Genomic DNA, 14436 nt, shown 5'->3' on the forward strand with positions numbered 1-14436 from the left:
GACGACCCCGGCCGACGGAGTCGTCGTGGCCTCGGCCCCTCTGCCCCCTCCGGGCCGCGAGGGGCATCGGGCCCGGAGGGGGTGGGGTATGCGGTACCGGCGACGGACAGCGGAGGGTGTCCGTCAGATCCCGTCGCCTCTCGCCCGGCGATGCAGGAGCCAGGTACCGCCCGCGGCGGCGACGGCCAGAGCGGCCACACCAGCCGTGGTCTGCACGGGGTCGCGGCCGAGCCCGCCGCCGACCCCCGTCTTCAGGCTGCCGCGCGGCTGCACCTCTTCGCGCGCCGCGCTCAGCGCCACCACCAGGTCGCCCGTCACCTGCCGGTCGCCCTCGGCGCACCGGGCGACGATCTCGTACGTCCCCGGCTGCGCGCTCTCCGGCACCTGGAACCGTCCGACCGCCTCCGTCGTGTCGTCACCGGGCGCCATCGGAAACGTACCGGCGCCGACCGCGCCCGCGTTCCCACTGGCCGCGGCCTTCTTCCCGCATCCCGTGGTCGTCGCGGTGACGTCCCCGCCGGGCACCACGGTGGCCGGCGCCATCACCAGCGTCCCGGCACCGGCCCCGGTGTCCCCGCCGTACGCCGGCGCCGAGGCGAACCCCGCCGCGACCACGGCGAGCCCGGTACCGGCCAGCAGACGGGCAGTGCGTCCCATGGTGCTCCCCAGAGCTCGTCCGACTCTTCCTCCGACTCGTCGCAGGGACGGAGCCCCTGCCCCACCGAGCAAAGTCGCACTCGCCCCGCCCCGCCCCCCGAGATCCGGCCCCCACTGCGGAGAACGGGTGGCCCCCACGGCCCCCACACGGCCCAGAGGCCCCGGGGTTCGGGCAGGTCAGGGGCGTACGAGGCCGGTACGAGCCGAAAATCCGAAGAGAACACGAATGGGCGCCAGGCAGGTGTGAACGGGCGTCCTATCCAAGGGGGCTCAGCGCCTACGGGGCACCTGAGCGCAATCACCGGGCCCCATATTGCTCAGTCACCGAGGGGGGGACAGTCAGATTCAGGCCAGTGTCTTGATCTGGCCTTTCCCTTCGGCCGCTCTACGGCACCGGGCCATACGGACGAGATCGGGCGGCGTCGACGGCGATTTTCGGACGATTCCGAAAGATAAATGTTAGTAACTGTTCGCCTAAGTAGCCAATTTGGGCATTCCGCTCTTGATCCCTGCGTCAGGAACGTTGCAGAGTGCTTCACATGTCGTGCACTGAGTGACCAGTGATGTGCACGCGGTGTGTGGGGTGGGGGAATGCTGACTTCTGTGTCTGCGCGTGCGCGGATTCTGATCACGGTGCTGGTGCTGTCCGTCGTCGCGGGTGGTGGCTGGCTGATCCGGGTGAATGCCGGTCAGTCGGGCAGCGACGGGGGTGGCTACGCCTACCGTGGTCCGCAACCTGCCGCGCATCAGGAGGCGGTGACGCCGAAGGAGCGGCATGAGGAGACCTGGGGCCGGGCGAAGCCCGGCAAGGCGCATGCCCTGCCGTCGACGAAGAGTAGGCCGGCCACGGCCGCGCAGATCGCCCTGCTGAAGCGCAATCAGCGGCAATTGCACGCGATGGGTCCCAAGGCTCCAGGCCTGCCGCGACCGTCCCGTGGTTCGGCGCGGCAGGCAGTCTTCGCTGCTCGACCGGCTACGGCCACCTCGTCGTACTCCAGCGGCGCGCTCTATCAGGTGACGGCGGATCCGTTCGGCAACGCTGCCGCTCAGCAGGGCGGTTGGCTGATGGCGCTCGGCAACCACATCGGTGCCGCGGTTCCGGGGGAGCCGTTGCAGTTGTCGGCTGCCGTCTGGCAGTCGGGCGGTGCGGACAATGAAGTGCATCCTGTCAAGGTTCGCTGGAAGCTGGATGCGTACGACTGCCGTCTGAACAATGCTGATGTCAAGTGGTTCGACTTCGGGCAGACGGTGCAGGCGCCCACGCTGAACACCGGCAAGACGTTCCCGGTGGTCAACGCGTCGATCACGCTCCCGACGATGGAGTGCACTCAGCAGGTCCCCCGTTATGTCATCTGGCTGTGCACCACAGTCACCGACGACCCGGGCGCCACGGAGACCTGTGGTTCGTACAACGCGTACGACATCGTTCCGGAGTTGCCGGAGGGGGCGGCGTGCAGCGCGGTGTGTGGGGATGCGAGCGGTTCGGCGGGCACGACGGTAATGCGTGCGGACCCGGTGAACACGGCCACAGGTGCGTTCACCGAGTCCTACACCGATGCTCAGGTCTCTGCCCCGGGTGTGCCGTTCACTGTCGGTCGTGTGTATTCCTCGGACAACACGTCAACTGGCGCTTTGGGGAAGGGCTGGCAGCTTCCGTGGGAGACCCGGCTGCAGTTCGATGCCGATGGCAACGCCACGCTCATCGGCGAGGGCGGAAGTCGGCATGTCTACGCCAAGGAGTCGGGCGGGACGTTCGCCACGCCGGGTGAGGCCCGTTCGACGCTGGCCTCCGACGGCAGTGGCTACAAGCTGACCACTGCTGATCACTCGACCTACAGTTTCAATGCCTCTGGCCGGCTGACAGGGGAGGAGGACCGCACTGGTCGTGGCTTGACGATCTCGTACACCGGTGGCCGACCCTCGAAGATCACTGATGGTGCAGGGCGCGTCGTTGTTCTCGCCTACACAGGTGACCGGCTGCAGAAGGTCACACTCGCCGACGGCCGCGACGTCACCTACAGCTACACGGGTGAGCAGCTGACCGGTGTCACCGGCCTGGATGGCACCACGGAAACGTACGGCTACGACGGCGACGGGCGTCTGAACGCGGTCACCAACGCGCGCCACAAGAGGGTCACCTCCAACGAGTACGACGCGCAGGGCCGCGTGATTTCACAGACGGACGCCCTCGGCAACAAGACGCTCTTCGCGTATTCGAAGAACGGTGCTTTCGACCAGGTCGACGTAACGGCACCTGACCAGGGCGTGTGGACCGACATCTACTACAAGAACGTCCTGTTCACACAGATCGACCCGTTGAGCAACAAGAGCTACTACCGGTACGACAAGTTCTACAACCGCACCAGTGCAGTCGATGCGGAGATCCGCGAGGTCAAGTGGACCTACGACAGTGCGGGCCGGGTGAAGTCCCGGGTGAGCGGCGCGTCGGACGAGTACTGGACGTACGACAGCAGCGGGAACGTCGCCTCGCACCAGGACGGCGAGTACAACACGACCGACTTCGGCTACAACGCGCTGAACCAGCTCACCAGTGTTCAGGACCCGCTGGACAAGACAACGACGTACGGCTACGACTCGACGACACATCTGCTGGGATCGGTCACGACTCCGAGCGGCAAGACCACACGCTATGGCTACGACTCCGATGGTGATCTGACATCGGTGATCACGCCGAAGGGCAACAAGACTACCTACACCTATGACGCGTCGGGCCGCGTGCACACGGTCGTCGATCCGCGCGGCAACGTCAGCGGCGCCGATCCCGCCAAGTACACCACTGCCTTCACCTACGACGATTCCGACCGGATCAAGACCGTCACGGACGCACGCGGGCACACCACCTCATACGGCTACGACGGGGCTGGAGACCTCCACACCGTCACCGACGCTTTGCAGCGCACGACGGTCTACGCCTACGACGACGCCAATCGTCTGACCACGGTCACGTACCCCGCGCAGAAGACGACGCTCCTCGGCTACGACCCGGTAGGTCGGCTGACGAAGGAGACCGACCGCCGCGGTGCGACCGTCACCCATCGGTACGACAAGGCCGGCCACCAGATCCAGGTCGTCTCCGCGCGGGGCAATGCCACAGGTGCTGATGCGAAGAAGTACACGTGGACGTTCGGCTACGACAAGGTAGGCAACCGCAAGACCGTGACCGACCCGCTGGGCAAGACCACGGCCCTCTCTTGGGACGCGGACAACCGGCCGCTGTCCGTCACGGACCCGCTGAACCACACCCGCAGCGTCACCTACGACGAAGACGGCAACCTGGTCAAGACGACCGACGGCCTCGGCCACGGCACCACGCTGACCTACGACGAAGACAGCCGTCTGACCTCGTCGAAGACCTGGTCCGGCTACGTCACCCGCTACGAGTACGACGACGACGGCCACCTGACAGCCCAGGTCTCACCGGAGAACGAGCGCACGACCTACGGCTACGACGCCGATGGCGATCTGCACACGGTCGTCGATCCGCGCGGCAACGTCAGCGGTGCCGACCCGGCGAAGTACACCTGGACCTACGGCTACGACCCGGCAGGCAATCCGACTTCCGTCACCGACCCGCTCGGCCACACGAACACCACCGGCTACGACGCCGACGGCAACGTCACCTCAGTCACTGATGCACGCAAGAAGTCGACCGACTACGCGTACGACGAACTCAGCCGGCTGACGCAGGTCACCGCCCCGGACACCGGTGCGACCAAGCTCACCTACGACACCGCCGGATTCCTCTCCATCAGCACCGACGCCAACAACCACACCACCACCTACGGGCACAACGCCGAGGGCCAGCTGACCTCGGTCAAGAACCCGCTGGGCAAAACGGTCTCCTACGACTACGACCTCGACGGCAACCGGACCAAATACACCAACGCCCGTGCCCAGACGATCAGCACCAGCGTCGATGCCCGCAACCTGCCTACGAAGATCGCATACTCCGACGGCACACCGACGCAGTCGTACTCCTACGACGACGCAGGCCGCCTGACCGGCGTCACGGATGCGAGCGGCACCCGGGCGCTCACCTACAACGACGACAACAGGATCGCCTCGATCACGGCACCCGGAGCAGAAGGATCGTTCCGCTACCGGTGGAACACCGACGGCACCCTGAAGTCGCGTACCTATCCCGACGGCCGCACCACCAGCTACGACTACGACAAGGTCGGCCGGATCACGGCCCAGGAGACCGATAGCAAAGCCACCGCCTATGGGTACGACAAGGCGGGCAACCTCACGTCGGTCGCCCTGCCGACCACGACGGCCCGCAACGAGACCCGAACCTACGACGAGGCCGGCCGCCTGGCCTCGATGACCACACCGACTCTCAGCAACACCTACACCTACGACGAGAACAACCGGCTGATCGCCGACAAGCACGGTTCAGGTCACCCGACCCGGTACGCGTACGACGGCGCGGGCCGCATGACCCGCACGTGCACGGACACCTCGACGACGTCCTGCCTCACGGGGACGGCCGGTGCCACTTACACATACGACAAGGTCGGCAACCTCAAGACCGCGGCCAGCTCCAGCTCAACGACCACCTACGGCTACAACGCCGGCGATCAACTGCTGTCGACGACCAAGGGCGCCGCCACCACCAGCTACACCTACGACGCCGATGGCAACCAGATCAAGGACGACGACGGCACCTACGCCTATGACGCCGCCAATCGCGTCAAGTCGGCCAAGATCGGCAGCAACAGTTACACGTTCACCTACGATGCCGACGGCAACCGCACAGCAGTCAAGAAGAACAACGTGCTCGCGGGCACCTCGATCTGGGACATCAACAATCCCCTGCCCCAGATCGCCACGGATACCAGCGCCAACGGCACCCTGGCAGCCGACTACCACTACGACCCCAACGGCACGGCCCGCTCCATGGACCGCACCGTCGGTACCTACTACTTCACCCAGGACCGCCAGAACTCCACCAGCGCCGTCTACGACGCCGCCGGAGTCGACAACTACCGCTACACCTACAGCGCCTGGGGCAGCCCGACCGGCAAAGCCACCAAAACGGGGGGACAGGCCAGCCCCTACGGCTACACGGGCCAGTACAAAGACCAGTACCTCCCGGACCGGCTCCAGCTCCGGGCCCGCTCCTACGACACCACCCAGCGCCGCTTCACCACCCAGGACCCCGCCGCAGCCGCCGCGGACAACCCCAACCAGTCTCCCTACAACTACACCGACAACGACCCCGCCGACCTGGCCGACCCCACGGGCAACTGCCCGATGTGCATCGGCGCGGCCATCGGAGCCGTGGTAGGCGGAGGCGTCTACGCCCTCACCCACCAAGGCGACTTCAGCTGGGGCGACTTCGCCGCCGCCACAGCAGAAGGCGCCGTTGTAGGAGCGGTCGGCGGGTTCCTCGCCCCGGCCGGCACCAGCCTCGCCGCCCAACTCGGCCTCCAAGGCGGGCGCGCCCTCGCGGTCGCCACCTTCACCGACGCCGCCATCGGAGCGGGCTTCACTTGGGCCATCAACACCGCGCAGTGCCGATCCACGACACCCTCCGACCTCCTGGTCGGAGCCCTCACAGGCGGACTCGGTAACCTACTCAAACCCGCATGGGGCGCTTTGAGGGGCTTCCGCCTTTTTGCCCCCAAGGTCAAGGTCTTCGCCGGTGACCCTCCATTCCTGCTCTTCCGAGCACCGGCAAAGGGAAACCGTGCAGTGGAAGCCAACGGGCCTGACCCAGCGAACCACCCGGACTACCGATCTTCCGACGGTCATCTGCACAAGGGAACGGTATATCTGGGTGAAACCAGGAGCGTTGCAGAGCAGTATGCTCAGCAGGGCACGCATGAAAACGGATACCATGAGTTCGTGATGAAGCCTGGGTTCTTCAAAGCCTTCCCGCCCGATAGGTACCGGAGAACGCACGACAATAAGCCTGACGAATTCCAGTGGATCATCGAGCGGGAAAGGATTGAGGAATTCAATGAGTACATCGACAGTGTGACATGGTGGAATCATGAATGGGATCAAACTTGGACGGACGACGGGAGGACGCTCTGATGGAAAGGGAACAGGAATGGGAGTCACGTGGCCTCGGCCCGAGGCAACTCGTTCGGTGCATTGTCACCGGACATCGAGGTAGATTCGGTATTGATGTCCGGATTGTAAGTCCCTCAGTTGCCGCGCCGCGTGCTTTCGTTGACTTTGTCCTTCTAGCCGAGAGAGGAGTGCAGGTCACCCCCGTGGATTTTCCGGCGATCGGATCTGAAATTGAGGCTGTGACTGTCGACATCATGCCGGATGGTGAATTGCGACTGGATGCCAGACGTTCGGCCATTCAGAATGTGAAGTCGTAAATGTCTTGAATGACCCATGCGTTGGAGGATGTCTGATGGGCGCACGAGTCTCGCATTCGGAAATTTAGAAGTCGTAAAGGAGCATGAAATGGGAAGGAAAAAGCTACGAATGGGTACTGCTCTTGCAGTGGGAGTCGCAGCTTTGGCTGCCTCTTCGCCTGCTTTTGCCTTTAACGCTTCGACGGACGGCGCCTATGCGTGGACGTCGAATAGTGATCATTACGCGAACATCAAGGACACGGCTAAGGACGGCCATCCTGTCAAGGCGCAGTACTACCGCCTGTACAGTTCGGGCACGATGCGTACTCTCTGGGAGAAGCGTGGGTACGGGCACAGTAGTACAAGTGGCTCAGGGTCCTATGTACTGAAAATAAAGGCTTGCGAGTACAAGAATCGGTGGCCTGACGAATGTAGCTCCTGGGACGATGACTGAAATTTGCAACAGGAATCCGTCGCGCGAGTCGTGCCATTAGTATATCCAGACTATCAAGGGGGGGTATGCAGGTTAAGAGAATTGCTGCGGCTGCCATCGCGGTGGCAGCGCTTACGATGTCCACTCCAGCGTTCGCTGGGGAGATCGATGCGGCGACGGACGGCGCCTATGCCTGGACGTCGGGGAAACCCGGATATATACGTCGCTATGCGAATATCGAAGACACGGACAAGGATGGGCATTCGGTCAAAGCGCAATACTCATACCCGTATTTCAGTAGCACCGTTCGTACTCTCTGGGAGAAGGACGGTTATGGTCACAAGAACAAGAGCGCTTGGCATGGGAGTGAGATTTGGCGCATAAAGGCGTGTGAGGACATCAATCATTGGCCAGACGACTGTAGCGGTTGGGATTCGGACTGACCGATCTTGCAGACCAGGCGTGTAGCGCCCAAAGGGAGCCGCTCGCAAATCCGCTACTTCGGGGATTGCGTGCGGCTTCCGCGTTTTCGAGTGTGTAAATTGAAGGTAGGCATGCTGAAAGAGGCGGATTCGATGGTTCTGGAAGTGGCTGGACTGCGCTATCGGATCAAGGAGCGGATGATCCTTGATTCGGTTGACCTAAAGGTCCGGTCTGGAGAATCCGTCGCGATCTCAGGGCCGAGCGGTTGCGGCAAGTCAACTCTGTTGATGTGCGTACTTGGTCTGCTCAAGCCAGAAGCAGGAGCGGTGGTCGTCGATGGGGAGCGAATGGGCTCGCTATCCGGTCGGGAGCTGCTACGGCACCGGCGAGAGTCGATCGGTATGGTATTCCAATCGGGTGAACTTCTTCCTGAACTTACGCCGGTGGAGAATGTTGCAATGGCAGGCCTATTCGCAGGGAAGTCGCGCGCGGAGGCGTTCGATCGTGCTCGAGAACTGCTCAGCGAACTGAGCGTGCCTGTAAAAGCGGCCGACACGGGCTCTCTTTCGGGAGGCGAACGCCAGCGGGTCGCCGTGGCGCGTGCTGTCATGAATCGGCCCACGCTGCTTCTGGCCGACGAGCCCACGGGAGCCCTGGATTCCACGACTCGCGAGAGGGTCGCTGATCTGTTGTTCAGCCTGCCGTCTCGTTGGAACTGCGGCCTCGTGGTAGTCACTCATGACCGCACCGTCGCTTCCTGCGCCCAGCGCCGTCTCTTCCTCCATGATGGCCGACTTGTCCAGACTGAGGAGCCCGCGTCGGCAGGGGCGATGTCATGAAGAAGTACCCGATGCTCTTGCACGTTCTGCGAGTGGGCCGGACGGCATCGTTCTCCCCGGAGGGGGGACGCCTCCGTTCTTGGGCGATTGGAATAGCGACCTGTCTGCTGGCCCTCGCGCTCGGTGCGCTAGCCCTCGCGCATGCCACGTACCATGGCCGTGAGATGCGAGGCGCCGACCGCGCCCCACAGATCCTCAGCGAAAAGCAGCGAAGCGAGGCTGTGGCGTTGTGGTCCTGGGGTAGCGACGACGTCGATGGGCGTCAGCACACGGTGGTGTACATCGAACCGCTGAGGCCGAACGCGCCGCTGCCTCCAGGTCTCACCCGCTGGCCCGAGCCTGGCGAGGCGGTGTTGTCTCCCGCATTGCTCAAGGCGGGAAGCCGGGAAGGCATAGGAACGCGCTACGGCACCTTCGCCGGCACCATTGGCTCAGAAGGACTTGAGGCACCGGAGGAACGCTTCGCGTATGTCCGGCCGCGTGCCCAGCTGCTCGACCGCAAGGCCATGCACCCAGTCCGCGGGTTCGGGTCGAGTGGCGGTGGCATTGCCTCTCTCGGTGAGAGCATGTCCATCCCGGACTTTTCGGTGTTCGCCGCAGGACTGGCGGGATTTGCACTTATGCCTGCTCTCGTGTTCCTCCTGGCTGGCGTGCGCATCGGATCGGCCGCTCGGGAACGGCGGCTTGCATTGTTCGATGCCCTTGGCGCCGGGGCGATTTCGCAGACTGTGTTCACGCTGGGCGAAGTTGCCGTGCCCACCGCCTGCGGCCTCGCCGGAGCCACCGGGCTGATCAGTCCCACGTTGCTCACCGACGTACCTTTCCCCTGGACCGACTTCACACTCAGCGCTCAGGACGCCCGTCGCGCCTTGCCTTGGCTGGTGGTCGCGGGCGCAGTCACGCTCGTCCTGGTACTGGTCACGGCCGTAGTTCTTCACCCCCGTCGTCGTGCCGACTCCGGATCGACCCGTCCGGCGCCCCGATTCCAGCGCCAGCGTGGCTGGGTGCCCTGGCTCTTCCCATTCGCCATGCTCTTCGCTGTCCGGGGGTCGGAACTCGCCGGCGATGACCTTCGTCTGCCGGTGTACGCGTTGGGCGTGGCGGCGGTCCTTTTGACGCTCCCGTCCACGATCGCTGTGTTGACAGGGTGGGCCGGCGTACGAATCGCAAAGACGGGGAGCAAGCTGGGCCGTCCTGGAATGCTGATCGCCGGGCGCAGACTGGCCGCACAGACACGGGTGACCGCCCGTCTGGTCGCAGCGGTTGTCGTCATGATCGGAGTAGCGGCTCAGGCTCAACTCTGGACGGGGCTGCTGGGCGAGAACGCGGTGAACGCTACGGCTACGAGGGATCGCATAGGCACCTCACTGCTTGTCGTCTCGCCGCTTCCCGACGACAAGGAGCGTGTTCGCGACTTCGCCGGAGCCTTGCCCGCCGGTGTGCAACTGTTGCTTGTCGAGTCGACATCCCCCAGCGACAGCGCCGGGGTGAGTACCAGGTTCACCGGGTCCTGCACAGCGCTCAAGGCACTCAAGCTCCCTTGCGATGGCAAAACTGGGGAGAACGGCTCGGAAAGGCGGGTTCGGGACCCGAGGATTGCTCAGTTTCTTCGGTGGACTGGAAGTACAACAGCGGGCCGGATCACCGTACGGCAGGGCCGCGTGGATGATATCTCAACGGCTGCTGACGAGTCATCGACCCTGATCGCTGTTGACAAGTCAGGGGCAGACATGTCGATGCCGCGACTCCGGGAGATCGCACGAGCGCACCTCGACATGCGGGCCAATGCCGAGCCCCTCGGCAACAGTTGGCTCCTTGGTGCCAAGGACCTGGAGGCATCTGCTGCCTGGGTCAGGTTGCTCGGTCTGGTTGGCGCGTGCTTGACGGTACTCGCGATCGGCTTCACCACGCTCGCCGAATTCAGGCGCTTCGGCCGGGAAGTCGCCCCGCTGTCCGCGCTGGCCGGCGGCTATGGGATTTTTGGATCCATCGCCGCTTGGTCCTTGCTGTTTCCCACCGTGCTTGCGGCTGCGGTCGGGAGCACCATCTCGATGTGGCTGACCGCGCCCATCACAGTCGGCGGGCGCCAGCCTGTGCCCGACAGCCTCTACCTCGTTCTGGCAGTGGGGGCGAGCACGAGTGCCGCGTTGCTGTGTCTGTGGGGGTGGCGCTCCGCGACCCGAGTGGCCGTGAGCTGGCGGCCGGTGGCCGACTGAGCCGAGCGGGGGGAGGGGGCGCGGCTGGGTGCCGTTCCGTAGGGCCTCACGCGGACGCTAGTCGGCCAGTGTGAGGCTTGATCGGAAGGCCGTCCATGTCCCGGGCGAGACGAAGAGGGCGGGGCCCGAAGGGTTCTTCGAGTCCCGTATGGCCACGATGGGGACGATGTTGGTGGCGACTTCGACGCATTCGGCCTTCTCGTTGCTGTAGCTGGACTTGCGGTACTCGAAATCAGTCACGGCTCACAGTTCCTTGCGCAGGTCGTGGAGGAACGAGACCGAGCCCTGTTCGTCCAGTGCGAGCTCGGCGATCCGCTCGAACAGTTCATCGTAAGCTGCGGCGCTGTCGCCGCCTTCCACCCAGCGCTCGGCGAGCGGACCCTCCACATACACCACATCCATGGCGCCGGGTTCGGCGAACGACATGATGTTGAAAGAGCCGTTCAGGGCTGCATGCGTCCCAGCACTGAACGGGTAGATCCGGAGGCCCACGCTCGGCAGGTCGGCGAGATTCACGAGTTCTTCGATCTGCGCCCGGGCGGTCGGAGCGCCACCGGGAAAGTTCCGAAGAGCCGCCTCGTAGATTACCGCCCGTAGTGACAGCGCAGGCTTTTCTGTGAGCCGTCTGCGGCGGGCGATCCGGGCGGCGACGAACTCCTCGTCCGGCTCCGGGCCCTTCGTCACCTGCGCGGCGGGGTTCTCCCGCAACCCGCGGGCGTACTCGGGAGTCTGCAGTAGTCCTGGAATGAACGCCGGCTGCCATGCCCGGATTGTGGTCGCTGCGTTCTCCAGCGCGATGTATTCCTGCATGACGCCGGGGAAGGAGAACTCCTGCCACCAGCCCTTGGCTTTGCGCCGCTCACGGTCAACCTTCGCCAGCTCCAAGAGACTGCCGATCCTGCCAGGATCACGAATGCCGTACAGCTCACACAGGGCCCTGATGTCCGGATCCCGTACCGGCACCCAACCGCCCTCCAGCTTGGCGACCTTCGCTGTGGAGGCGGACAGCGCCGTCGCTGCCTGTGGCTGAGTGAATCCCGCCGCCGTGCGGAGCTTGAAGAGTTCGGCGCCGAGCCGGCGTCCGAGAACGCTGGTCGTGCTGTTGCCCTGCCGTGTCTGATCTACCGTCACTCGGTCGCTCCTTCGGTGCTGTCAGCCGTCAGTGTGCTGCGGGCGAGCCAGCACTGCAAACACGTTCGGTGGATATCTATCGGGAAGATGTTGAACGAAGTTGCGCCGGGGCTCTACCGTCGGTGACGAATCGATCGCCGAGTGACATCGGCTGGTGGTGCGCCGCCCAACCATGCCCGGAGACGTGACATGACCCCTTCCCAGCACCCCCGGCACCCCGAGACCCCCCTCCACTACGACCGCCTCGACTACAGTCCCCTTCCGCAGAGCGTCACCTTCGCCCGTCGCCGTGCCCACCGTCTCCTCGGCGAATGGGGCTGCTCCGAACTCGCGGCAGACGCCGCCCTTCTTGTCTCGGAGCTGAGTGGAAACGCGGTCTTGCACGGCTCCGTCCAAGACCGCCTCTTCCGTGTGGAACTCGCGCTCATGCCAAGCGCCGTCCGCATCGCCGTCACCGACCCGAAGGGTGAGTTACTGCCGAGCCCGCGCATGGCGGGGGAGGCCGAGATGTTCGGACGGGGGCTCCTGATCGTGCGGGAGGTCGCCGACCGGTGGGGCGTGCGTGAGCTGACGGTGGGGAAGGCCGTCTGGTGCGAGCTGGACGTCGGACAGCGGAACGGCCGCTCCGGTTTTCGGCAACCGGAGCGGCCGTGTGATGCGCGTCAGAGCACCGGGATCAGTTCACGTTGACCGCGCTCCAGGTCGCCGCCACCGCGTTGTACTCCGCGCTGTTCGCGCCGTAGAGGTCCTTGGCGGCGTTGAGGGTGGCCGTGCGGGCGCCCGCGTAGTTCGTGGAGGACGTCATGTAGACCGTCAGGGCGCGGTACCAGATCTTGCCGACCTTGTCGTGGCCGATGCCGGTGAGGGTGGAGCCGTTGTAGGTCGGGGAGTTGTAGCTGACCCCGTTGATGGTCTTGGGTCCGCTGCCCTCCGCGAGGAGGTAGGCGAAGTGGTTGGCGACGCCGGAGGAGTAGTGGACGTCGAGGTTGCCGACGGAACTGCTCCAGTAGTCGGCCGAGTTGCCGTCCCTGGAGGGCTTGTCCATGAAGCGGAGGGCGGGCTGGCCGAAGCCGGGCTTCACGATCTGTTCGCCGATCAGGTAGTCGCCCTTGTCGGAGGGGTTGTTCGCGTACCACTCCACCATCGTGCCGAGGATGTCGGAGGTGGCCTCGTTCAGGCCGCCGGACTCGCCGGAGTAGGTCAGGCCCGCCGTCTTGGAGGTGACGCCGTGGGTCATCTCGTGCCCGGCGACGTCGAGGGCGACCAGCGGGCCGAAGGTGGTCCCGTCACCGTCGCCGTACGTCATGCAGAAGCAGCTGTCGTCCCAGAAGGCGTTGTCGTAGTTGCTGCCGTAGTGGACGCGGTTGTACGACCCCTTGCCGTCACCGGCGATGCCGTTGCGGCCGTGGACGTTCTTGTAGTAGTCCCAGGTCTCGTTGGTGCCGTACTGGGCGTCGACGGCGGCCGAGGCGCGGTCGCTGTTGCTGCCCGTGCCCCAGTGGTTGTCGGCGTCCGTGAACAGGGTCGCGGGGGCGCGGACGAAGCAGATGCCGAAGAAGCACAGGTCGGTCTTGCCCTCGGCGTCCCCGGTGTACGTGTTGCCGCGGGTCGGGTCCTTGAGCTGGTACGAGGAGCCCGACTGGGTCGTCTCCAGCGGAACCGTCCCGCTGTAGAGGGACTCTCCGTCGCCGGTGGCCGTCTCGATGCTGTCCCAGGCGTCGATCTGGGCGCCGGTGCGGGCGTCGGTCAGCACCGTGCGGGCGACCGGGTTGCCGAGCGAGTCCTGTCCGACGGCGTTGGTGCGCCAGGCCAGCCGGGGCGTGCCGTGGAGGGCGTCGACGATCAGCTCGGGCTTGGCCTTCAGCCGGTGCAGCGTCTCGCCCAGGTTGGCGGCGCGCAGCGCGTTCACCGCGAGGTCGGCGGCCTTGGGCGCGGACAGCTTCGGGGTGATCGTGGGGAGGGAGATCGTGGCTCTGGTGGCCCGGTTGGCGCTGCGGTACGTACCGCCGGGGGAGAGGTGGACGACGAAGTCGCCGCCCAGCACGGGGAGGTTGTGGTAGGTCCGGTCGTAGCGGACGTGCTGCGTACCGTCCTTGTCGACGATGACGTCCCGGACGCTGGTGTCCTGCGCGGAGGTCAGGCCGAGGCTCGCGGCATGGGCCACGAGGGCCGACGCCGCGTTCTCGATCGCGGTGGCCCGGGTCGGCCGGGCGTCCGCGTGGGCTGCGGGGGAGAGGGCGGTGGCCAGCAGGGCGGCGCTGGTGGCGGCTATGCCGGCCGTGGCGAGACGACGGGATCCTCGGACGTGCCGTATCCGGCTCATCGGTCTCCTTGGGAAGGCGCCTTCGAGGCGTGGGGGTTGGCGCTGCTGTCTCCTGAGATTTAAGGAGGCATGACAT

8 protein-coding genes are annotated in these 14436 nt (G+C 65.1%); 4 read left to right on the forward strand and 4 right to left on the reverse strand.

The window, feature by feature from the left end; all coding sequences use genetic code 11:
• Positions 1-123: 123 nt before the first annotated feature.
• Positions 124-657 carry a hypothetical protein gene (locus DBP14_RS24635; protein ID WP_129309296.1) on the reverse strand — a complete coding sequence of 178 codons (534 nt, stop codon included), beginning with the start codon at positions 655-657 and terminating at the stop codon, positions 124-126.
• 591 nt (positions 658-1248) lie between these two features.
• On the opposite strand from DBP14_RS24635, the gene DBP14_RS24640 reads away from it, so the two are divergent.
• From DBP14_RS24640 to DBP14_RS24650, 3 genes are all read left to right on the forward strand, one after another.
• Entirely contained in the window at positions 1249-6720 is a 5472-nt protein-coding gene (locus tag DBP14_RS24640) for a DUF6531 domain-containing protein (protein WP_129309297.1), read from the forward strand.
• A 1262-nt stretch (positions 6721-7982) separates the two neighbouring features.
• Complete coding sequence (locus DBP14_RS24645; RefSeq protein ID WP_129309298.1) at positions 7983-8690, forward strand: ABC transporter ATP-binding protein; 708 nt, start codon at positions 7983-7985, stop codon at positions 8688-8690.
• Positions 8691-8854: 164 nt separating this feature from the next.
• Positions 8855-10906 carry a hypothetical protein gene (locus DBP14_RS24650; protein WP_129309299.1) on the forward strand — a complete coding sequence of 684 codons (2052 nt, stop codon included), beginning with the start codon at positions 8855-8857 and terminating at the stop codon, positions 10904-10906.
• Between the two features lie 57 nt (positions 10907-10963).
• Here the strand turns inward: DBP14_RS24650 and DBP14_RS24655 are convergent, their stop codons facing one another.
• Both DBP14_RS24655 and DBP14_RS24660 read right to left on the reverse strand, forming a co-directional pair.
• Positions 10964-11146, reverse strand: a complete 183-nt coding sequence (locus DBP14_RS24655) for a DUF397 domain-containing protein (RefSeq protein WP_129309300.1) — start codon at positions 11144-11146, stop codon at positions 10964-10966.
• A gap of 3 nt (positions 11147-11149) precedes the next feature.
• Positions 11150-12037, reverse strand: a complete 888-nt coding sequence (locus tag DBP14_RS24660) for a helix-turn-helix transcriptional regulator (RefSeq protein ID WP_129309301.1) — start codon at positions 12035-12037, stop codon at positions 11150-11152.
• 189 nt (positions 12038-12226) lie between these two features.
• On the opposite strand from DBP14_RS24660, the gene DBP14_RS24665 reads away from it, so the two are divergent.
• Entirely contained in the window at positions 12227-12727 is a 501-nt protein-coding gene (locus DBP14_RS24665) for an ATP-binding protein (RefSeq protein ID WP_129309302.1), read from the forward strand.
• On the opposite strand, the gene DBP14_RS24670 is transcribed toward DBP14_RS24665, so the two are convergent.
• A complete protein-coding gene (locus DBP14_RS24670; RefSeq protein ID WP_129309303.1) occupies positions 12714-14360 on the reverse strand; it encodes a M4 family metallopeptidase in 1647 nt (548 codons plus the stop codon). The two genes, DBP14_RS24665 and DBP14_RS24670, sit on opposite strands and share 14 nt — an antisense overlap.
• Between the last annotated feature and the right edge of the window lie 76 nt (positions 14361-14436).

Source organism: Streptomyces sp. L2 (assembly GCF_004124325.1).
GTDB lineage: Bacteria > Actinomycetota > Actinomycetes > Streptomycetales > Streptomycetaceae > Streptomyces.